General features: G+C 37.6%; 20 protein-coding genes and 4 tRNA genes. 7 read left to right on the top strand and 17 right to left on the bottom strand.

Annotated elements, in window-relative coordinates:
- Positions 1 to 13 precede the first annotated feature (13 nt).
- Positions 14 to 1,036: an ACR3 family arsenite efflux transporter gene (gene arsB, locus FNN08_RS02280; protein ID WP_143583082.1), complete on the top strand. Its 1,023-nt coding sequence runs from the start codon at positions 14 to 16 to the stop codon at positions 1,034 to 1,036.
- 13 nt (positions 1,037 to 1,049) lie between these two features.
- Complete coding sequence (locus FNN08_RS02275) at positions 1,050 to 1,541, top strand: dual specificity protein phosphatase family protein (RefSeq protein WP_143583080.1); 492 nt, start codon at positions 1,050 to 1,052, stop codon at positions 1,539 to 1,541.
- 143 nt (positions 1,542 to 1,684) lie between these two features.
- On the opposite strand, the gene FNN08_RS02270 is transcribed toward FNN08_RS02275, so the two are convergent.
- The 12 genes from FNN08_RS02270 to ybgC all read right to left on the bottom strand — a co-directional run bounded on the left by FNN08_RS02270 (position 1,685) and on the right by ybgC (position 9,156).
- Positions 1,685 to 1,772: transfer RNA gene (locus FNN08_RS02270), tRNA-Ser, on the bottom strand.
- A gap of 262 nt (positions 1,773 to 2,034) precedes the next feature.
- Positions 2,035 to 3,093, bottom strand: coding sequence for a quinolinate synthase NadA (nadA, locus tag FNN08_RS02265; protein WP_143583078.1), 1,059 nt, complete (start codon positions 3,091 to 3,093; stop codon positions 2,035 to 2,037).
- A gap of 215 nt (positions 3,094 to 3,308) precedes the next feature.
- Positions 3,309 to 3,384, bottom strand: a tRNA-Lys gene (locus tag FNN08_RS02260).
- Positions 3,385 to 3,439: 55 nt separating this feature from the next.
- Positions 3,440 to 3,515: transfer RNA gene (locus tag FNN08_RS02255), tRNA-Lys, on the bottom strand.
- A 50-nt stretch (positions 3,516 to 3,565) separates the two neighbouring features.
- Positions 3,566 to 3,641 (bottom strand) — tRNA-Lys (locus tag FNN08_RS02250).
- 170 nt (positions 3,642 to 3,811) lie between these two features.
- Positions 3,812 to 4,561, bottom strand: coding sequence for a tol-pal system protein YbgF (ybgF, locus tag FNN08_RS02245; RefSeq protein ID WP_143583076.1), 750 nt, complete (start codon positions 4,559 to 4,561; stop codon positions 3,812 to 3,814).
- Positions 4,562 to 4,601: 40 nt separating this feature from the next.
- The gene (gene pal / locus FNN08_RS02240; protein WP_143583074.1) at positions 4,602 to 5,150 is read right to left on the bottom strand and encodes a peptidoglycan-associated lipoprotein Pal; all 549 of its coding nucleotides are present in this window, start codon (positions 5,148 to 5,150) and stop codon (positions 4,602 to 4,604) included.
- A gap of 58 nt (positions 5,151 to 5,208) precedes the next feature.
- The gene (gene tolB / locus FNN08_RS02235) at positions 5,209 to 6,564 is read right to left on the bottom strand and encodes a Tol-Pal system beta propeller repeat protein TolB (RefSeq protein ID WP_143583072.1); all 1,356 of its coding nucleotides are present in this window, start codon (positions 6,562 to 6,564) and stop codon (positions 5,209 to 5,211) included.
- Positions 6,565 to 6,584: 20 nt separating this feature from the next.
- Positions 6,585 to 7,613, bottom strand: a complete 1,029-nt coding sequence (gene tolA, locus FNN08_RS02230) for a cell envelope integrity protein TolA (protein WP_260679258.1) — start codon at positions 7,611 to 7,613, stop codon at positions 6,585 to 6,587.
- A gap of 14 nt (positions 7,614 to 7,627) precedes the next feature.
- Positions 7,628 to 8,050 carry a protein TolR gene (gene tolR, locus FNN08_RS02225; RefSeq protein ID WP_143583070.1) on the bottom strand — a complete coding sequence of 141 codons (423 nt, stop codon included), beginning with the start codon at positions 8,048 to 8,050 and terminating at the stop codon, positions 7,628 to 7,630.
- Positions 8,051 to 8,057: 7 nt separating this feature from the next.
- A complete protein-coding gene (gene tolQ / locus FNN08_RS02220) occupies positions 8,058 to 8,750 on the bottom strand; it encodes a protein TolQ (protein WP_143583069.1) in 693 nt (230 codons plus the stop codon).
- Positions 8,740 to 9,156, bottom strand: coding sequence for a tol-pal system-associated acyl-CoA thioesterase (ybgC, locus tag FNN08_RS02215; RefSeq protein WP_143583067.1), 417 nt, complete (start codon positions 9,154 to 9,156; stop codon positions 8,740 to 8,742). The genes tolQ and ybgC overlap by 11 nt, the downstream gene beginning before the upstream one ends.
- A 515-nt stretch (positions 9,157 to 9,671) precedes the next feature.
- Here ybgC and FNN08_RS02210 point away from each other — a divergent pair.
- Both FNN08_RS02210 and FNN08_RS02205 read left to right on the top strand, forming a co-directional pair.
- Positions 9,672 to 10,655, top strand: coding sequence for an XdhC family protein (locus FNN08_RS02210; RefSeq protein ID WP_143583065.1), 984 nt, complete (start codon positions 9,672 to 9,674; stop codon positions 10,653 to 10,655).
- Positions 10,652 to 11,236 carry an NTP transferase domain-containing protein gene (locus FNN08_RS02205; RefSeq protein WP_143583063.1) on the top strand — a complete coding sequence of 195 codons (585 nt, stop codon included), beginning with the start codon at positions 10,652 to 10,654 and terminating at the stop codon, positions 11,234 to 11,236. Before FNN08_RS02210 ends, FNN08_RS02205 begins: the two co-directional genes overlap by 4 nt.
- Here FNN08_RS02205 and ruvB read toward each other — a convergent pair.
- The 5 genes from ruvB to FNN08_RS02180 form a co-directional block, all read right to left on the bottom strand.
- On the bottom strand, positions 11,233 to 12,243 hold the full coding sequence (gene ruvB, locus FNN08_RS02200; RefSeq protein WP_143584512.1) for a Holliday junction branch migration DNA helicase RuvB: 1,011 nt from the start codon (positions 12,241 to 12,243) through the stop codon (positions 11,233 to 11,235). The two genes, FNN08_RS02205 and ruvB, sit on opposite strands and share 4 nt — an antisense overlap.
- An 86-nt stretch (positions 12,244 to 12,329) precedes the next feature.
- Positions 12,330 to 12,956, bottom strand: a complete 627-nt coding sequence (gene ruvA, locus FNN08_RS02195) for a Holliday junction branch migration protein RuvA (protein ID WP_143583061.1) — start codon at positions 12,954 to 12,956, stop codon at positions 12,330 to 12,332.
- 132 nt (positions 12,957 to 13,088) lie between these two features.
- Positions 13,089 to 13,616, bottom strand: a complete 528-nt coding sequence (gene ruvC / locus FNN08_RS02190; RefSeq protein ID WP_143583059.1) for a crossover junction endodeoxyribonuclease RuvC — start codon at positions 13,614 to 13,616, stop codon at positions 13,089 to 13,091.
- A 138-nt stretch (positions 13,617 to 13,754) separates the two neighbouring features.
- Entirely contained in the window at positions 13,755 to 15,545 is a 1,791-nt protein-coding gene (aspS, locus tag FNN08_RS02185; protein WP_143583057.1) for an aspartate--tRNA ligase, read from the bottom strand.
- Positions 15,546 to 15,692: 147 nt separating this feature from the next.
- A complete protein-coding gene (locus FNN08_RS02180) occupies positions 15,693 to 18,515 on the bottom strand; it encodes a transporter substrate-binding domain-containing protein (protein WP_143583055.1) in 2,823 nt (940 codons plus the stop codon).
- 283 nt (positions 18,516 to 18,798) lie between these two features.
- Here FNN08_RS02180 and cmoA point away from each other — a divergent pair, with 283 nt between their 5' ends.
- The 3 genes from cmoA to FNN08_RS02165 all read left to right on the top strand — a co-directional run bounded on the left by cmoA (position 18,799) and on the right by FNN08_RS02165 (position 21,945).
- Complete coding sequence (gene cmoA / locus FNN08_RS02175) at positions 18,799 to 19,530, top strand: carboxy-S-adenosyl-L-methionine synthase CmoA (RefSeq protein ID WP_143583053.1); 732 nt, start codon at positions 18,799 to 18,801, stop codon at positions 19,528 to 19,530.
- A 17-nt stretch (positions 19,531 to 19,547) separates the two neighbouring features.
- A complete protein-coding gene (gene cmoB / locus FNN08_RS02170; RefSeq protein ID WP_143583051.1) occupies positions 19,548 to 20,513 on the top strand; it encodes a tRNA 5-methoxyuridine(34)/uridine 5-oxyacetic acid(34) synthase CmoB in 966 nt (321 codons plus the stop codon).
- An 85-nt stretch (positions 20,514 to 20,598) separates the two neighbouring features.
- Positions 20,599 to 21,945, top strand: coding sequence for an anti-phage deoxyguanosine triphosphatase (locus FNN08_RS02165; protein WP_143583049.1), 1,347 nt, complete (start codon positions 20,599 to 20,601; stop codon positions 21,943 to 21,945).
- Positions 21,946 to 21,977: the final 32 nt, after the last annotated feature.

Genomic DNA, 21,977 nt, shown 5'->3' with positions numbered 1-21,977 from the left:
AAGGAGAGCAAACTTGGGAATTTTTGAACGCTATTTATCTCTTTGGGTAGCAATATCTATTGCCGTCGGTGTGGCGTTAGGCATTACCTACCCGCCAATTTTTGAAGCTATTGCAAAGCTAGAAATCGCTCATGTTAACGTGGTCGTTGCAGTTTTCATCTGGGTGATGATCTATCCTATGATGGTTCAGGTGGACTTTTCAACTATCAAAGAAGTTGGCAAGAACCCTCAAGGGCTTGTATTAACTTTAGTGATCAACTGGCTTATAAAGCCATTTTCTATGGCGGCATTGGGTTGGTTATTCTTCGAAGGGGTATTTGCCGATTTTGTATCAGCAGAAACAGCTCAAGAGTACATTGCTGGTATGATTCTACTTGGAGTAGCTCCTTGTACGGCGATGGTATTTGTCTGGTCACAATTAACTAAAGGCGATGCAAACTACACTTTGGTTCAAGTTTCAGTCAATGACATTATCATGATTTTTGCATTTGCCCCAATTGCAGGTTTACTACTAGGGGTGACAGATATCCATGTTCCTTGGTCTACCTTGTTTATATCTGTAGTACTCTACGTATTACTACCTTTAATTGCAGGAATACTAACAAGAAAAACCTTAAATAGCTCAGCTCGCGATGAAGCAGCTATAACGACCTTGTTAGGTAAGTTAAAACCGTTTTCCATCATTGGTTTATTAGCGACAGTGGTGCTTTTATTCGGATTTCAGGCGAATACCATTATTGAGCAACCACTAAATATTGTATTAATCGCGATACCGCTAATTCTCCAAACTTATGGTATTTTCATCATTACCTATTTTATTGCGATAAAAATTAAGCTTAAACACAACATTGCGGCTCCTGCATGTTTAATTGGTACATCAAACTTCTTTGAATTAGCAGTAGCAGTTGCGATTTCCTTATTCGGTTTACATTCAGGTGCGGCATTAGCAACAGTAGTGGGTGTACTTGTTGAAGTACCAGTTATGCTGTCCCTTGTTGCTATAGTGAACAGAACAAAACATTGGTTTAATAGATAATTTGAGAGGTTTTATGAATACGCATCCTTATGACAAACTTAGTCTTGATAGCGGCGCTAGCTTTATCTTTACACCTTGTCCCGGAACAAAAGAAGCTGACTTAACAACGTCGATATCGCAATTAAAGGACGCTGGTGCACAGGCAATGGTTACTTTAATGTATGACGCTGAAATGAAAGCCAATGAAGCTGATACGCTTCCTCAAGTGTGTAATGAGCTTGGTATAAAATGGTTTCAGCTGCCTATTTTAGATGACGATGCCCCTAATGAAGATTTTGCTGTGGCCTTCAAATCTCATATTGAAGATATGCTATCTATTTTATCTTCACAAGGTACTATTGCAGTGCATTGTAAAGGAGGCTCTGGTCGTACAGGCTTAGTTATTGCAATACTTATGTACAAGCTAGGCTACGACAAGACAGACATAATTAAGCAAGTGCAAAAAATACGACCAAAGGCGCTTTATAACCCGTTACAACTTTCATTTTTCAATGAGTTTCAATAATAGAAGTTAATTAATGGCAGTGCTATTAGTAACTCGTTGAAGCTAGCGCTGTTGCTATTGTACCTTTCTGGTTTGGCATATTTTAACGGCTTATAAATTAAAAAAGGCACCTTCGAAATATATCGAGGGTGCCTTTTTATATATGGCGGTGACGGAGAGATTCGAACTCTCGAAAGGTTGCCCTTTACACACTTTCCAGGCGTGCTCCTTCAGCCACTCGGACACGTCACCTAATTCAGATTTTGATTTTAGATTCCCTCCTTCGAGGGAAAGACGATGAAATAGGGAAATACTATTTTATCGTTAAATACTATTTTATCGTTAAAGACTGTTTTATCGTTAAAGACTGTTTTATCGTTAAATGCTATTTTATCGATAAAACGAACATTTCGTCTGTTTCTAAAGAGCGCGTATGTTAGGTAATATTACTAACATACGCAAGTATAAATAGTTGCAATTTAACTATTTATACCATTTTTGTACGATTTAAATCTTAAGTGTTATTTGCTTGATTTAGCTTTAACGATGCAGAGAAGTCTAACATGCGATTTAAAGAGCTTAATGCTCCATCACGTAAAGACATATCAACTTCGATTTCGCGGCCTGTAGAGTCGATTAAGGCATCGTGAATAGCCTTTAAGCCATTCATTGCCATCCAAGGACAGTGAGCACAACTTTTACACGTAGCGCCCTCACCTGCAGTCGGTGCTTCAAAGAATTCTTTTTCAGGACATAATTGCTGCATTTTGTAGAAAATACCGCGATCTGTCGCCACAATGAATTTTTGGTTAGGCATGTCTTGAGCTGCTTTAATTAGCTGGCTAGTTGAGCCAACAGCATCAGCTAAATCAACAACATCCGATGGTGATTCAGGGTGAACTAAAACAGCAGCATCTGGGTGTAATGCTTTCATGTCTTTTAATGCTTTAGTCTTGAATTCATCATGAACGATACAAGCGCCATCCCACATGATCATATCAGCGCCAGTATTCTTTTTAATATAAGCGCCAAGGTGCTTATCTGGTCCCCAAAGGATCTTCTGCCCTTCTTCATCAAGGTGCTCAACGATTTCTAAAGCACATGAAGAAGTAACTATCCAATCTGCTCGTGCTTTAACTTCGGTTGAAGTATTAGCATAAACAACAACGGTGCGGTCTGGGTGTTGATCACAAAATTTATTAAACTCTTCAATTGGACAACCTAAATCTAACGAACAGGTTGCTTCAAGAGTTGGCATTAATACCGTTTTATTAGGTGTTAATACTTTCGCCGTTTCACCCATAAACTTTACACCAGCGACAATAATAGTTTGTGCAGGGTGTTGATTACCAAAACGAGCCATTTCTAACGAGTCAGCTACACAGCCACCTGTTTCTTCTGCTAATGCTTGGATTTCAGGGTCAGTGTAGTAATGGGCTATAAGTACCGCATTTTTTTCAACAAGCAGTTGTTTGATCTTTGCTTTGTAGTCAGCGCGTTCTGCATCATTAAGCGGTGCAGGTTTAGCTGGGAAAGTATAATCAAAATCTACTGCTAAAGTGGTTTCTAACATGGTTGTGAAGCTCGTTTGAGGTGTATTAATTTATCCGCGCATTATAAAAGATTAAAGCGCAAATTGGAACTAGGGAAATTTGTGTGCAAGGAACGAGGAACGAGGAACGATTATCAGAATAAATTAAAGATCGTTAAAAATTTCGAATTATTTAGAGTCCGATTACTATTAAATAAGTTTTGAAGTTTTGAAGTTTTGAAAAGATATTTTAGAAGTGGTCGGCCGTGAAGGATTTGAACCTTCGACAAATTGGTTAAAAGCCAACTGCTCTACCAGCTGAGCTAACGGCCGCCATGATTTCTAAATGTTGTTAAGTTTATATGCCATACCACTTAAAAGGATTAAGTGGTCGGCCGTGAAGGATTTGAACCTTCGACAAATTGGTTAAAAGCCAACTGCTCTACCAGCTGAGCTAACGGCCGACATAAATACTTAACAGAAAAATTATAGCTTTCTTTGTAAGAAAAGAAAGTGGTCGGCCGTGAAGGATTTGAACCTTCGACAAATTGGTTAAAAGCCAACTGCTCTACCAGCTGAGCTAACGGCCGCCGTAATTTTTCATTGCCCTGACTTGCTGCTTCAGTGCGGGGCATATAATACCCATAAAAAAACTTAGTGCAACAACAAATTTAGTTTTTTTATAAAAAAAAACGCGTTTGTACAAAAACAAAGCAAACAGAGCAAGTTACAGTCAACAAATGTAACTTTGTGTTGTCAATTATAAGCTTGCTACGCGAGATTTTGCTAACTGAGCAGCAGATGTGCCTGGGTATTCTTTAATTAAATTATTGTAAATTGATTTAGCTTTTGAATTATTATTTTGTTTTTGGGCAACCATGCCTAATTTAAGCATCGCGTCACTGCGCTTACTTGAACTTTCAAAATTATTAATGACGATACTGAATTCTTTCTCAGCACCTTTTAAATCATTTTTATTAAATAAAAGCTGACCTAACCAGTAATGAGCATTAGCTGAATAACTCGAATTTGGGTATTTATTATTAAATGCTGTAAATTCGGTTATCGCTTGATCGTAACGCTTATCTTTTAATACAAGATTTACCGCATGATCATAGGCTTCGTTTTCACTCAAGTTGTTTGAGTAACTTACATTAGTAGACGCATTAGAATTTGTATTGGCCACAGGTTTAGCTGCAGCAGCCGCTAAGCGACGGTCAATTTCTTGGTACAACTCACGTTGACGTTGCAAGATTTGATCTATGGTATGTGCTTGCTCTTCGGTAACACCGCGAAGCTCGCTAATTTCTGTTTGTAGCTCTTCAAGTTGTTGCTGCATATCATTTAATGCTCTATTGCGTGTGGCAAGCATTCTTTGCAGCGCTTCAACATCAGGAGAAGTATAAGCAGGTTGTTGGTTTATATCAGAAACAGGGGCAGGTTGAGCTGCTTGTGCACCAAGTGCACAAGCAGTAACCGTTAAACCTAATAAAAGATTATACGATTTCATTTGTTATCCTAAAAACTTATATCCGTAGATATAATTGTTATTAGTATACTAATACAGCGCGACGGTTTTTAGAGAAGGCTGCTTCAGTACGGTCACTAACTGCTGGCTTTTCTTCACCGTAACTTACTGTTTCGATTTGTGAAGGTAAAACACCTGAGTTTTCTAGGTATTTTTGAACAGCTTGTGCACGACGTTCGCCAAGTGCGATGTTGTATTCTGGAGTACCACGCTCATCGGCATGACCTTCAACAACAACACGAGCATTAGAGTTAGCTACTAAGAATGCAGCGTGCATATCTAATAATTCAGCAACTGAACTTGGAAGCTTAGAAGTATCAAAGTCGAAGTAGATAGTGTTAGAAGCTTGCAGCTTATCTTGCTCTTCTGCTTTGATTTGCTCTAAACGTGCAACTTCAGCAGCGGCAGCAGCTTGTGCAGCTTGTTCTTCAGCAGCAGCTTGTTCAGCGGCAGCAGCTTGGTTAGCAGCGATTTGCGCTTCTTCATCAGTTGTATCATTAGAGCTACATGCTGCTAAAGTCATTAATGGTAGTGCAATTGCAATGCTTTTAACTAGTTTATTTAAACGCATTAGTTTTCCTTATTTTTAGTGAATTTTAAAATTGCTAAATTTTAGTTATTGTTATTATTTATAAATATGGTGACCAAGCTGGCGCTTTAACCTGCCCGTTTTTAGCAGGCAATCGGGCTTTAAAGCGTCCATCTACTGAAACCAATCCTAACACCTGACGATTATTATGTAAGGTGCTATAAATTATCATGCCACCATTAGGGGCAATACTTGGCGATTCGTCTAATCGAGTTTTAGTTAACACTTGCATCGAGTTATTCGAACCTAATCCTTGCTTCGCAAGATGGTATTGTCCTTGTGTACGATTAACCATTACTAGTTGGCTTCCATCTGGAGTGATAGAACCACCAAGGTTCATTTCACCATCAAATGTTAAGCGAGCCACTTTACCATTTGTTAAATTTACGCGATATAACTGAGGTTTTCCACCCCGTTCTGAAGTAATTACTAAAGATTTTCCATCAGGCGTCCAATTTGGCTCGGTATCAATGGCTCTATGGCGGGTTACACGGCGTAACTTTTTTGTCGCAATATTCATTACATAAACTTCAGGATTGCCATCTTTTGAAAGCACCATTGCCATTTCTTTACCATTTGGTGACCAACGTGGCGCGCCATTAATACCTTTAAACGTACTAAGTACTTCGCGCTTAGCGGTATAAATATCTTGAATATAAATTTGAGCTTGGCGTTTTTCAAATGTTACGTAAGCTAATTTAGTGCCATCTGGAGACCAAGTAGGTGACATTAACGGCTCAGATGAACTTAATAATACTTGCTCGTTGTAACCGTCGTAGTCAGCAATTACTAGTTGATACTTTTTAGCACCACTATCACGAACAATCACATACGCAATCTTAGTTAAGAACGCGCCACGAGTACCGGTTAGTTTTTCAAACACACTATCTGATATTTGGTGAGCTTTCGGTCTAAACAGTTTAGCGGGTATGTATTGATTAGGTTTTGAGTTGATCAAGATATGATCGTTACTCTTTACCAGTTTACCATTTTGTAGCGAGCGCCCTGCTCCGCCAGTCATTTGCCCTCGAATAACATCAACTAATTGGAATGATACTAAAAAGTTATTCGCCGATACTTCCTTAATATTACCCATAACAACCGCTTCAACACCGATGTCGGTCCAAGCTTGATAGTCAATTTCTGCAATTGATTTTGGCTGTTGCGGCATTTTAAGCGAACTGATTGGGTTAAATTTACCGCTGCGCAGCAAATCATCACTAATAACTTTGGCAATATTTTCTGGTAATTGCGAGGTACCTTCATAAGTAAAAGGCAGTACAGCAATAGGACGAGCAGTATTAACACCGCCAGTAATAACAAGTTCTAATTCAGCATAAGCATTAGATATTGTTAAACAAATAATTGCGATAGAGGTTAAAATCTTTTTAAACATAATACGTGTAAATATTCCAATTAGTTAAATTCTGGAGCAATAGTTAATTTTAAGTTTTTCATCTTGCTAAAAACAGCTGGGTCGCTAGATACAGGTAATTTTTGCAGTTTGTATATGGTTTTAACCGCAGCATCACAAACTACTCTATCACCTTTATCTGGCGTTGCACTTACCACAAAACCATCAGAAGCTAGTGATACTTTTACAATACAAGACTTACCTTTCATCGTGCTTTCATCGCTAATTAAGTTGTTATTAATCTTACTTACGATTAATGCACCGTATTTATCAACTTCACTCATTACTTGCTGGTTACGAGCACTATTACGAGCGGCCATCTCTTCTTGCATTTGCTGTTCTAATAAACGCTCTTGTTCAGCTCGCTCTGCGGCTTCTTTCTTGCGTTTTTCTTCAGCTAATTTTTTCTTACGGCGCTCTTCCTCTGCAGCTTTCTCTTGAGCAAGCTTCTTCTTACGACGATCTTCCTCAGCTTTTGCTGCTGCCTTTTCTTCTTTTATACGTTTAGCTTTCGCTGCGGCAGCTGCTTGCTCAGACTTTTTACGTTCAGCTTCTTTTTGCTTACGTTTTTTCTCTTCGCTAGCCGCTTTTGCTCTGGCTTTTTTAGCTGCGTCATCAGCTTTTTTCTTTTCTCTTTCTTTTATTTTTCGATCGTTTTCAAGTTTCTTAATACGATCTGCTTCTTGTTGACGTTTCTTTTTCGCATCAGCAGCACGTTTTTCTAATTCTTTAATGCGTTTATCTTCTCGAGCTTTTGCTGCCGCTTTTTCTTTTTTAATCTTATCAACTTGTTGCTTTAATTTACTTTCATCAACAACAACGGCATCAATTACTTGCATTTGCTTTTGTGGAACTGGTTTAGGCTTTGTTTCACTATCTGAATTTAATGACAGCAAAATTGCCAGCATTAAATGCAATGTTACCGCTGCCGCAATAGCAATATAAAGCGATTGCTTAGGCGTTTTGCCATCTGGCAACATAGTAAACACCGACATGCATTTATCGACAATATCAGCAATAAATTTTTTCAATAGCAACATCTAGATTAACTCTCTGGCGAATCGGTCATTAAGCCAACTGAAGGCACACCAGCATTTTGCAGCAACACCATAAGTTGAATAATTGAGTTATAAGAAACATTACCATCGCCATTGACCACAACAGGAGTATCAGGGTCAACCGTTAATCTAGCAGCAACTAAAGTGGCTAATTCATCTGGCTCTAACGCATCACTTTTACTATCGCCAACATTAAGGTAGTACTTACCGTCAATATCAACACTAGCTACTAAAGGTGGCTTAGTATCTTGATCCATTGCTTGTGCATCGGCTTTAGGTAAATCAACTTTAACCCCTTGCGTGATCAAAGGAGCGGTAACCATAAAGATAATAAGTAGCACCAACATAACGTCAATGTAGGGAACTACATTTATTTCTGCTACACGCTTGCGCTTAACTCTAACGTACATGATTAACCTACTGAGCTTGTTGTTTGTTTAAGGCAATTGATTGACGTTGTAAAATACTTGAGAATTCTTCCATAAAATTACCGTAACTATTTTCAAGTTTTTCTACGCTATGAGAAAATCGGTTAAACGCCATAACCGCTGGAATAGCAGCAAATAAGCCCATTGCTGTTGCAATTAGTGCTTCGGCAATACCAGGAGCTACCATAGCAAGAGTTGCTTGTTGAACTGCGCCAAGCGCAATAAATGAATTCATTATTCCCCAAACAGTACCAAATAAACCAATGTAAGGACTGATAGAGCCAACAGTTGCTAAGAAAGATAAGTGCGTTTCTAATTTATCTACTTCACGTGAAAGCGCTACACGCATAGCACGGTGAGTACCATCCATAACAGCTTGTGGTGATGCGTCTTGAGTTTTGCGTAAACGAGCAAACTCTTTAAAACCAGCAACAAATAAACTTTCAATGCCTTCAGGTTCGCCTTTCGCTGAAATATCTTTATATAATCTACTTAAATCAGCACCCGACCAAAACGTATCTTCAAAGCTCATCGATTGCAGTTGTGCTTTATTTATTGCTTTACTGCGTTGAATAATCATTGTCCACGAGGCTATAGAAAAAGCCAATAAACAAAGCATTACAGATTTTACAAGTAAACTTGCTTGTAAAAACAAATCAAAAAATGAAATTTCAGCGTGCACTAGTTAAAGCTCCTAAAATGTTTTCTGGTATAGCACATGGCTTTGCTAGTTTAAGATTTACGCTAGCGACAAGTACTGATACTTCACACAAAAGTTGTGAGTGTTGATTGAAAATTTGTTGATTAAACACGAGACTTGCTCTTTTCGTTTTTGTTATTTTAGAGTGGATTGTTAATAAATCATCGAGCTTTGCCGATGCTTTGTTATCCATTTCAACTTTTCTGACCACAAAACCAAAGTTTTGTTCCAAAAAATAAGATTGGTTGATCCCTAAACTACGTAACCATTCAGTGCGAGCGCGTTCAGCAAATTTTAAATAATTTGCATAATAGACAATTCCACCGGCATCGGTGTCTTCATAAAAGACTCGTACTTGATATTGGAAGGTATTGTTTTCGTCAGCCATACAAATTGTTTATTTAATTATTATCGCTTTATAGTACGCGATTTAAGGCATTACACTCAAGTAATAGAAAGCCTTTATGGCTACTTTTTTTGTTATTTTTTAATACATGGGTTACTAAACAAATACACATAACCATTCATTTACATTTGTGCATTATTTTTATTAAGCCAAAAACAGCACAAATAATAATACATAATTAGTTAAATATGGAAAAATCAAGCCATAGCAAAGAAAGATATAGCAAGACAAAATAAAATACATTAGTTTTTCTAATGGATAGTTAAAATTTTTTTAGTTTGTTAATTAAAATTTTAACAAATAAAATAGCGCCATCTTTTGAACATTTCCTGTATTTTAATTGTTCCTAGATTTATTTAACTTCCTATATTCAACATGATTGTTGAGCCCGCTAACACTAGCGGGCTTTTTTTTATCTGCAAAACAATAAATTATTTTTGCCTAAAGCTACTATAACCAGTAAATTGTTAACTATATTTAATCAATAATATTTTGTTATGCAATTAACCGATCTAGAAGTTATCAAGCAAGCACAGCAATGGCTTAAAAATGGTAAAGATATTTGGCTTTGTACAATATTAAATACCTATGGCTCAGCTCCTCGGCCAATTGGCTCAATTTTTGTCACTGATGGTGTTACACGCTCAGGCTCTATATCTGGAGGCTGCCTTGAAGATGCCTTTATTGAACTTATTAAAGTTCAACGTTTCACCAAACCCGCAGAAATATTTTCTTATGGCGATCATGCTAATGAGCAAGATATCGTTAAAGAGCTCCCTTGCGGCGGCACTATTCAACTATTAGTTGAATATATACCTGCAAATACCAATAACAGCGCTCATATAGATGATTTACTGGCTCTAGCCAATGAAAAGTTACCGTTTATCCGTGAAGTTAATTTGTTAAGCCCAGATAAAACGGTAAAACATAATAGCCAAGAGTCATGTGCGCAAGTATCTATATCTGAAAGTCTTGTAACTCTAGCATACGCGCAAGTATGGACTGTATTGATCATTGGTATTGGGCAAGTTTCACACCATGTAGCTCAGTTAAGCTTAATGTCTGGTTTTGAGGTGAAAATTTGTGATATGCGCAAAGAATTAAGCCCGACTTGGAAGTTTGATCACCGCCATGGTGGCATCGATATCACTTGGCAATCACCAGACTTATTTGTCGAGCAAAACGCAACGACGCGTAGCGCTGTTTTAGCACTAGCCCATGATCCTAAAATTGATGATGTTGCATTAATGAGTGTGTTCGACACCCAAGCTTTTTATATTGGCGCTATGGGATCTAAACGCACCACTAATAATCGCCTTGAGCGCTTAAGCAGAATTTGTGACTTAAGCGCAAACAAGTTGGCCCGTTTGCATGCACCTATTGGATTGCATATTGGTAGTAAAACGCCGATGGAGATAGCTATATCGATATTAGCCGATGTTATTAGAGTAAAGAACAAAGTGAATAAGCAAGACATATGATTAAATCACATATTGCAGTGGTTCTAGCGGCTGGCTTTTCCAGACGATACGGTAGTGATAAAAGGCTATCAGGTACTACAACCCCTCTTGGCGTTCAATGCATAGAAAAAGTGTGTAAACACTATTGTAATGTCATTGTTGTACACCGATTTGATGACGATGAGCTTTTTATTAATAAGTTAAAACATCTTAATGTAGATTTAGTGAGCGCACCAGAGTATGGCATAGGCTTAGGCACTTCAATTGCAACGGCAGCTAAGTTTATTTTAACCAATGAGAAGTATAAAAACAGTGCAACAATAAGTTTGTTTTTAGCTGATATGCCCTACTTACTCGATACAACCATTGAGTCATTACTATCCGTAGCTAAAGAAAACTCAATAGTGAGGCCTACATTTGCCGAGCAACAAGGTCACCCGGTAATATTTGGTAAGGCTTATTTAAAGCAGCTTAGTACCCTGTGTGGAGATGAGGGTGCAAAAATAATATTAAGACGTAATAAACAAAACTTAATCTGCGTGAGTGTTAATGATCAAGGCTGTATTAAAGACATAGATACAGCGACTGACTGGCATAGCTAATCTTTATTTACTTTATCTAAACCAAAATGAATATAAGCGTTGTCAGTGACAATTCGTCCTCTTGGAGTTCGTTGTAAGAAGCCTTGCTGAATTAAAAATGGTTCAATAACATCTTCAATAGTTTCTCGCTCTTCACCAATAGCCGCGGCTACGTTGTCTAAGCCAACCGGACCACCACCAAATTTATCAATAATTGCGAGCAATAATTTACGGTCCATTAAATCAAAACCTTCGGTATCAACCTCAAGCATATTTAATGCTTTAGAGGCGGTATCAGCACCCACAGCACCTTGTGTTTTAACTTCAGCATAGTCACGAACTCGGCGTAATAACCGATTAGCAATTCGCGGCGTACCACGAGAGCGCTTGGCTACTTCAATAGCACCTTGGTGTTGTAAGTCGACATTAAGAAAATGTGCTGAGCGTGCAACAATGTCGGTTAAGTCCCCTACTTTGTAAAACTCTAAACGTTGCACAATACCAAATCTATCACGCAATGGTGAGGTAAGTGAGCCAGCTCGTGTGGTTGCACCAATTAAGGTAAATGCAGGTAAATCTAATTTAATTGAACGTGCCGCAGGCCCTTCGCCTATCATAATATCGAGTTGATAATCTTCCATCGCCGGATACAGTATTTCTTCAACCATTGGGCTTAAGCGATGAATTTCATCAATAAACAATACATCGTTTTCTTCAAGGTTAGTAAGAAGCGCGGCTAAGTCACCAGCTTTTTCTAGAACAGGACCTGATGTGGTGCGAATATTAACGCCCATTTCATTAGCTACAATATTAGCAAGCGTTGTTTTACCTAAGCCCGGAGGACCAAATATAAGTAAATGATCAAGTGGTTCATTACGATTTTTTGCCGCCTGAATAAAGATTTCCATTTGCTCTTTAACATGATCTTGGCCGGTGTAATCAGCAAGCATTTTAGGACGAATGGCACGATCAATCGTTTCTTCTTCTCGGCTTGCTTTAGGCTCGATAATTCGCTCTGGTTGGATCATGCGATCGGCTTCAATCATAATATTTCAGTCTTTTACGTATATAGGTTATTGATAAGATTATTAGTATTTATAGCAACTTCAAACTCTTACAGCATAGATTTTAATGCATCACGGATCAATTCTTCACTAGTTTTATCCGATGTATAAACAGCTTTAACTGCTTTATCTGCTTGATTTAACTTATAACCTAATGAAATTAATGCATTTATAGCATCATCTTTATGGTTAGTAACACTAACAATACTTGATTCAGTGCTAATAGTATCAATGGCAATACCATCGGTTACTGGCGTAGCGATTTCCTGGCCCCAATCTTTTAATTTGTCGCGCATTTCGATAAGTAAACGTTCAGCCGTTTTTTTACCAACGCCAGGGATCTTAACTATAGTAGCTACGTCATCAAGATTAACACAGTGAACAAATTGCGATGCTGACATATTCGATAAAATAGCTAAGCCTAATTTGGGACCCACGCCATTAACTTTAATAAGTAAGCGAAATAATTTACGTTCAGTAGTATTGGCAAATCCATATAATAGTTGTGCATCTTCACGTACAACAAAATGAGTGTATATAATTGCTTCTTGCTCTAGTGCTGGCAGGTGATAAAAACTGGTCATAGGCAAGGTAACTTCATACCCTACGCCATTACATTCAAGTAGTATTTCTGGTGCTTGCTTATCAATAACAATGCCACGTAAACGTCCTATCACGGAACTATCCTTTCATTAGTTTATACAGTATCTTTGCACACAATAGCACTGTATAAATATATAGTAAATAAATTTACAGGTGAGTTTTTAAATATTTATGTAATTAATCAGCGAGTGCTGTTTTTATATAAATTAACGTAATCTGCCGCGCACAGTTTTTTTCGCCCGCCCAGAAAGTTTAATTAATGAGTCATAACTGTGTCCATGGCATATAGCAACGGCTAAGGCATCTGCCGCATCTTCTTGTGGAGTCGATGGAAGCTTTAGAAATGATTTAACCATATGTTGAACTTGCGACTTATCTGCAGCACCAGTACCAACAACGGCTTGCTTAATTTGCCGAGCTGAATACTCTGCCACTTCAATGCCACTATTAGTTGCTGCTACAATTGCCGCTCCCCTTGCTTGGCCAAGTTTTAACGCGCCCCCAGGATTAAGCCCCATAAAAACTTGCTCAATGGCGAACATATCGGGTTTAAATTGCAATATGAGTTCAGAAACACCAGCAAAGATAATTTGTAAGCGCTCAGGATGGTTATCCCCAGCCGATAGAGTTTTAATGCAACCGCTACCAAGGTAATTAAAGTGTCTACCTTGTTTTTCGATGACTCCGTACCCTGTTAAACGAGAGCCGGGATCTATGCCTAATATGATGCTCATTTATTATTATGCTCAGTTGCAAGTTGGTAATGTTATTTTCAAGGTGTCTGACACCTTGATATTTAATACTAGGGTATTTTGTAGATAAAAAAAATGGCTGATCATAACAATCAGCCATTTTAATAAGTTTACACTAAACTATTCTGCGTCAGCTTCAGTTTCTGCAGACTCATCAGCTGGAATGGCTTGAATACCTAGTTCAACTAATTGTGCAGGATTTGCTTTACCTGGTGCATTAGTTAATGGACATGCCGCAGTTGTTGTTTTAGGGAATGCCATAACGTCACGAATTGACGTAGCGCCAGTCATGAGCATAACAATGCGGTCTAAACCAAACGCTAAACCTGCATGTGGTGGTGTACCGTAGCGTAATGCTTCTAATAAGAACCCAAATTTCTCTTGCGCTTCTTCATCGCTAATACCTAAGATTCTAAATACCGCGGCTTGCATTTCTGCATCGTGAATACGAACCGAACCACCGCCTAACTCACAACCATTAAGAACCATATCGTAAGCATTTGATAATGCGCCAATTGGGTTTGCTTCTAATTCTTCTGCCGTTAACTTAGTTGGTGCAGTAAATGGGTGATGCAAGGCATGCATGCCACCATTAATTTCTTCAAACATTGGGAAGTCAACAACCCAAAGCGGCTTCCACTCATCAGAAACTAAGTCTAAATCTTCACCAAGTTTAAGACGAAGTGCACCTAAAGATTCGGTAACAACATTGTAGGTATCTGCACCAAAGAAAATAATATCGCCTGTCGCTGCATTTACTCGTGCTAATAATTCGTTTACAGCGTCATCAGATAAGAATTTTAAAATAGGTGATTGTAATCCATCACGGCCAGCTTCTATATCGTTAACTTTTAGCCAAGGCATACCTTTAGCACCATAAATGCCAACGTACTTAGTTAAGTCATCAAGTTTTTTACGCGAGAACTGCGCTGCTGCGCCCGGTGCTTTAATTACAGAAACACGACCTTGAGGATCATTTGCAGGTGTTGATAATACTTTAAATTCAACATCTTTAACGATATCAGCAATATCAACGATCTCAAGTGGGTTACGTAAATCAGGCTTGTCAGAGCCGTAACGCGTCATGGCTTCTGCATAAGTCATGTGTGGGAAAGTACCTAAATCGACATTCAATAATGATTGGAATAATTCCTGGATCATTGTCTCTGCTACATTCATTACTTGCTCAGCGCTCATAAATGAGGTTTCAATATCGATTTGTGTGAATTCTGGTTGACGATCGGCACGTAAATCTTCATCACGGAAACACTTAACGATTTGGTAGTAACGCTCCATGCCAGACATCATTAGCAATTGTTTAAATAATTGTGGTGACTGTGGTAGTGCGAAAAAGTTACCTTTTTGCGTACGAGATGGCACTAAGTAATCACGCGCACCTTCAGGAGTAGCAGCAGTAAGAATTGGCGTTTCAATATCCATAAAGCCTTGTGACTCTAGAGATGCTCTTACTTGTGATGTTACTTTTGAACGAAAACGTAAACGCTCGGTCATCTCAGGACGGCGTAAGTCTAAGTAACGGTATTTAAGACGATTTTCTTCGCTATTTTCTTGGTTTGAATCAAGAGGAAGAGGCGCAGCCTTATTTAATATGTTTAATTCTAAGCCAAGTACTTCAATAGCACCTGTTGCCATATCTTTATTAACTTGACTCTCAGGACGGGCACGAACTTTACCTTTGATTTGTACACAAAACTCATTACGTAATGTGTTGGCTACTGCTAGAACGTCTTGTAGATCAGGATCGAATACAACTTGCACAATACCTTCACGGTCGCGTAGATCAACGAAAATCACCGCACCTAAATCTCGACGACGGTTTACCCAACCACATAGTGTAACTTCTTGACCAACGTGAGATTCATTTACCTCACCACAAAATAAGCTGCGCATTGTTTATATATCCTGATGTTTTTGTGCCTTTAGGGGGGTAATTGTTAAATTTAACCGCTCTTGTATTTAAGGCACAGAGTTATGACTTTTTAAAAGCGGCTATTATAAAGCAAACAGCGCTAATGTCACCTTTAACAAGTGATAAATTTAACGGTTTGCATTAGATAAGAAACTATTTTTAGTTTTCTTTTTGACTTCATACATTAAGGCATCGGCATGAGCAATTAATGTATCGACTTTATTGTTATCATCTGGGTACAGAGAAATGCCAATACTCGCGCCAACATTAACTTCTTTCCCGGAAAAATTAATCGGCTTACTTATCTTATCGATTATCTTTTTAGCTACTTGATGAGCGCCGTAATAGTTATCGATATTTTTTAATAAAATAACAAATTCATCACCACCAAATCGAGATACCACATCAGACTCTCTTACATTGTCAGTAAGTATTTGACTCAAATTTACTAATAACTCATCACCTAAAGCGTGCCCAAAGGTATCATTCACCGCTTTAAAACCATCTATATCAATAAATAATACGGCCAATGTCTGTTTATGACGTTTATGATATGAAATAGACTTGGCCAAATAGCGCTCAAACAAGCCCCTATTAGCGAGTTGGGTTAAACCATCATGAGTCGCTAAATGTCTTAGTTTATCTTCTAGTTTACGACGTATATCAACTTCTTTTTTAAGGCGCCTGTTCCAAAATAATATACTGCCAATAGTGATAAATACTATGATGCCAAATGAAAGAGCTATTTGATTGATGACATTTTTATCATAACCTTCTTCAATGATAACTCTTAACCAATAGTCTCGAATACTTTCAAGTTCAGATTCAGTTAATGTATTAATGCCTTTATTGATGATGCCTACTAAAGGTTTTAATTCTTTGTTTATCGCCATGTGGTTCTGCTCAGGCGGCAACTCATTTAAATACTTAATCTTAAAACTTTTAATAGGATAATCGAGTAACATGTTGGTTAATATAGGAAAGAAATCGATGTAAAGGTCGATTTCATCATTAAGCAATAGTTCAGCTCCTTCTTCAATATCTGCTACCAAGCGCAAGCGAATTAAAGGATAGTTTTTCTTAATAAAATTAACACTTTTATAATCTTGAATGATAGCGACATCTAAACCTTGTAAGTCTGATAAATCAGAAATATTATTTTCATATTGTTCATCACCAATAACGCCCCAAGGCGTTTGCCAATACTGCTCACTAAAGTGCATTTTATCTTTACGATCGACTGATGGCGTGATACCTAATGCCACATCAAATTTATTATTTTGGAAATCATGAAATAACACACTCCAGTCTTGATAAATTTTATAATCAAACTCAACACCGGTTTGCTTTGATATATGCTCAAGTATGTCGGCATTAATACCACTGAACTCACCATCAGAATTAACGAATTCCACTGGTTTATAATTAGATAAAACGCCTACCGAAAAACGTTTATTTTTAGCTAAAAAAGTTACTTCCTCGTTAGACAAACTTTTAAGGTATGAATTGATTTTCTTTAAAGAACTCTGCTCCTTCACTTGCCATGAGTTTACTATTTTTAAAACCTCTTCGGCTTCAATCAACTTAAAGCCTTCGTATAAAACATTATATAAATCTAAATTTTTTGATTGACTAAAACTCACAAAACTAATCTCGAAATTTGGCGAGAGCAATGTTTTAAATTCAGCAGATAAATTAGCTAAATCTAATGATCTATTAGTTGTCTCTAAAGATGAAAGAAAAGCATCAATTTTGCCAGACTCAACACCTGCAATCATCTCAGGGATATTTGTCATGTAAACTAAGTGAATACCAGGAAATTTTTCTCGTAATTCGTCTATATAATTAGCATGACCAAAAACGCCAAGATACTTACCATTTAAGTCTTCTATCGTGTTGATATCTCTGCGGCTATTTTTTACGTACACAGAAGATATTGTACTGAAGATAGTTGTAGGGATATTAAATTGAGCGCTTTCTTCAACAGTTAATGGTAGCCCAACATGGGCATCTATTTTGCCTTGCTTTACCAACTGCCTTGAATCTTTTGGATTAACCGGTATGAACTCTATTTGTTGACCAGTTTTATTTGCCCATAAGCGCCAAATATCGATGAATATTCCACGTACATTGCCATTTTCATCAGCATCCATAAACGGAGGCACATCATCTGAAAAACCTAATGTAATGGCACCATCGACATTAGAAAGAGAATACCATTTTTCATAAAGAGCCGATTTTTCCTGTGGGGTGATCAGGCTAATGCCATCATTAATTTTTTGTATCAAGGCATAGTTATTTTTCTTCACCGCTCCGCCAAAATTTTGTACGGTAAGGTTAGTTCGGTTGGTTAACGGGTAGAGTTTTCTTAGGGTAAGGTAATGCTGATAAAATTTATTATTGTTGTTGTGATCAGCAAAGATAAGAATTTTTTTAGCTAAAACTGCATCGTATAACTTGGCCCTAGATGCAAATGTATCGATATTTAAATTTGGATATTGTTTATGAAGGATATCTTGTTCAACACTGCCCTCGACAACGCCTATACTATAAGGTTGTAGTTTATCGATATCATCAATATGTTTAAAACTAATGGGGAAATATAACCAAGAAGGGTTATCAAAAATATTTTGAGTGAAACTCAGCCTTTTACTACGTTCTTGCGTGAAAGCAAGGCCAGCATGAAAATCAATTTCTCCTTGTTCCACTTGCTCTAATGTTTGTTGCCAAGGTAGAGGGACAAATTCAACCGTTGAATTAGTTTTTTGTGCCCAGAGTTGCCAAAACTCCACCATTAATCCCTGTTGTTTTTTATTTTCGACAAAATGAAAAGGATATGATGTTTCGGATATAGCAACTTTGTAGCTATCTTTTGCGCTAGCAATATTGCCTAATACGCTAATAGAGAGCAGAAAAAGACAAGTTATCGTTTTAAAAATATTCAATATCATTCAGTAAATCTACTTATTTAAGGGAATTATTTTATTATCAAAGCTAAGCAAGTAAATGAATTTTATTACTTTAATCACTTGATTATAGTTAATACAAGATCAAAATAAAGCTTATCCAAGTAATGTTTTGTACAAACTTCTAAAAAACAATTAACGACTATTAAAATGATGGGGGTAAAGAATAAAAATGTTCCATCAAAGTAAATAGCTTAGATGTGGATTGGTATTAGCTTATATTTGAGATAAAATAGTTAGATTAAATAACTATTTACAGTAAGCACAAATGGCAAACGACAAAGACTTAATTTATTCATCGCCACAAGCCAAAGTTGAAGATTTTCGCTTTGATGCTCGTGTTGTTGAAGTTTTCCCTGATATGATCAAACGCTCTGTTCCGGGCTACAACACCATTATTGAAACAATTGGTCAATTAAGTGAACGTTATGCCCAAGATAACACCAACATCTATGACTTAGGTTGTTCTTTAGGCGCAGCAAGTTTAGTAATGCGTCAAAAAATCAAAGCCGATAACTGTAAAATTATTGCCATTGATAATTCACCAGAAATGGCTGAACGCTGCGACATCCATGTAAATGCCTTTAAAGCCGATACACCGTGTGAGGTAAAGCAAGGTGATATTTTAGTTGAAGATATGCATAACGCATCAGTTATCGTACTTAACTTTACGCTACAATTTATTGATCCTGAAAAACGTCAAGAACTGATGGACAAAATAGCGAAAGCGCTTGTGCCTGGTGGCATTTTCATTTTATCTGAAAAAATTTACGATCAAGATGTTGTCTGTAAAGATTTACTTAATGATTTACACCATAATTTTAAACGAGCAAACGGCTACAGCGATTTAGAGATTGCGCAAAAACGTACAGCTATCGAAAATGTTATGTTACCCGATCATCTAGAGATTCATTTACAGCGTTTATCTTCCGCAGGTTTCAACCATGCCACGCCTTGGTTCCAATGCTTCAATTTCTTTTCTTTAATTGCTATCAAATAACAAAAAAGTGACTTTAAATGAGTTTATTTAACCGATTTTATCAACAAATTGCCGCCAACCGTTTAGCCCATTGGTTAACCTGTTTACCTAAACAATTAGCCGATTGGCAAAAGAATGAATTACATGGCGAGTTTGCTAAATGGCAAAAAACATTAGATGCCTTACCAAAAATTGAACCTAGTGATGTTGACTTAAAAAACAGTGTAAGCGTTGGTAGTGCAGATAGTATTCCTGCGGGACAACAAAAGCGTATTGAAAATTTACTGAAAAATTTTAAGCCATGGCGTAAAGGGCCTTATCATGTACATGGCACTCACGTTGATACCGAATGGCGCAGTGACTTTAAATGGGACCGTTTGCGTCCACACATTAGTGACTTAAAAGGTCGCTATGTTCTTGATATTGGCTGTGGTAGTGGCTATCACTTATGGCGTATGCGTGGTGATGGCGCTAAGTTCGTTGTTGGTGTTGACCCTACTCAGTTATTTATGATGCAGTTTTTATCAATTCAGCACTTTATCCAAGATGATAGCGTCAATCTACTACCATTAGGTGTAGAGCACCTGCCTGAATTAAAAGCTTTCGATACGGTTTTTGCCATGGGAGTACTATACCATCGCAGGTCACCAATTGATTTTCTACAGCAATTAAAAGCACAATTAGCACCTGGTGGCGAGTTGATCCTAGAAACGCTTATCATAGAAGGCGATAAAAACACGGTTTTAGTTCCTGGCGAGAGATACGCAAAAATGCGTAATGTTTGGTTCTTACCAAGTGGTGATGCCTTAGTACATTGGATGGAGCGCCTTGGTTTTAAAAATGTGCGTGTAGTAAATACAGACCAAACCGCTTATGAAGAACAACGAAAAACCGATTGGATAGATACTGAATCACTACAAGATTTTCTTGATCCAAATGATGCAAGTAAAACAATCGAAGGTCACCCTGCTCCACTAAGAGCTATTATTGTTGCTAACATCTAATTTTTAACAATTTCCTTGGTATTTACGCCACAATTCAGTATGTTAAATACAATCTCTGTAGTTAACATACTGAATTGTGGTTTATATGAATGAAAATTGGTTGCAAAGAAGATTAAATTCCAGTGTATCTAGAGCGCAAGATCATCGCTCTCCTTTTCAAAGAGATCGAGCTCGTATTCTACACTCCGCAGCTTTTCGACGTCTGCAAGCAAAAACTCAAGTCATGGGGGTTGGTCAATCGGACTTTTATCGTACTCGCTTGACTCATTCCTTAGAAGCTTCGCAAATTGGCTCAGGAATAACCGCACAATTACGTTCAAAATACCCACAACAAAGCGAAAATCTATTACCAAAAGATGATTCATTAATCGAAGCCATTTGTTTAGCCCATGATATTGGTCACCCTCCTTTTGGACATGGCGGCGAAGTAGCACTTAACTATATGATGCACAGTTTTGGTGGTTTTGAAGGTAATGGCCAAACCTTTAGAATTGTCACCAACCTTGAGCCTTATACCGAACATTTCGGTATGAATTTAAGCCGAAGAACTTTGCTTGGGCTGCTTAAATACCCACAATTAATTGATAAATTAGCTAAGCATGAAACACCTGCTGCGCCGGTTAATTTTAGACAGTTAAAAGCCAGTGATTGGCACCCGCCTAAGGGTTTATATAATGATGACTTAGCTTGTCTCAATTGGGTGTTAGAGCCACTATCGAGCGATGACAAAGCGCAGTTTCAACAACATAAAGTGCAAAATAATGGTCATCAAAAAACGCAATTCAAATCATTTGATTGCTCTATTATGGAGTTAGCAGACGATATCGCCTATGGCATCCATGATATGGAAGATGCGATTGTTACCGGCATAGTTAGCAAAGAGAGTTTTATTGCATTCGTTATCGAGCCATTAAAACAGCTCAATGACACTTGGCTTAATAGTGCTGTAGATGAGTTAGCTAACAAGTTATTTTCTAAGCAACATCACTTACAAAAAGAAGCAATTGGCTCTTTGGTCAATTATTTGATCACCGCCATTGAGTTAATCGATTTAAATAAAACCAAACAGACTAGTTTTAATGAGCCCTTACTGCGCTTTAATGCAGCGCTACCAGATACAGTTGCACAAGCATTAGCTATTTTTAAAGCTTATGTTTATCGGTTTGTTATTAAACAAACCGATATTCAGCGCATGGAATACAAAGGACAACAAGTGGTTATGGAGTTGTTTGAAGCATTTGCTAGTGATCCTCAACGTTTATTACCTACTGCTACTTGTAAACGCTGGCTTTATGCCTGTGAAAATAGTCAAAACCCGCATCGAGTTATCGCTGATTATTTATCTGGAATGACTGATGAATACGCAACTAAAGTTTACAACAGTTTATTTTTAGCCACTGCAAACCATAGTGTTGATGAACACGGATTTTAACTCTTTAAATTTGTCTACTAGGACTGTTTAAA

This window comes from Thalassomonas sp. M1454 (assembly GCF_007097525.1).
In the GTDB taxonomy this organism is placed as follows: Bacteria; Pseudomonadota; Gammaproteobacteria; order Enterobacterales; family Alteromonadaceae; genus Thalassotalea_A.
Note: the sequence above shows the minus strand (reverse complement) of the source record. Positions and strands in the feature narration are given on the sequence as shown.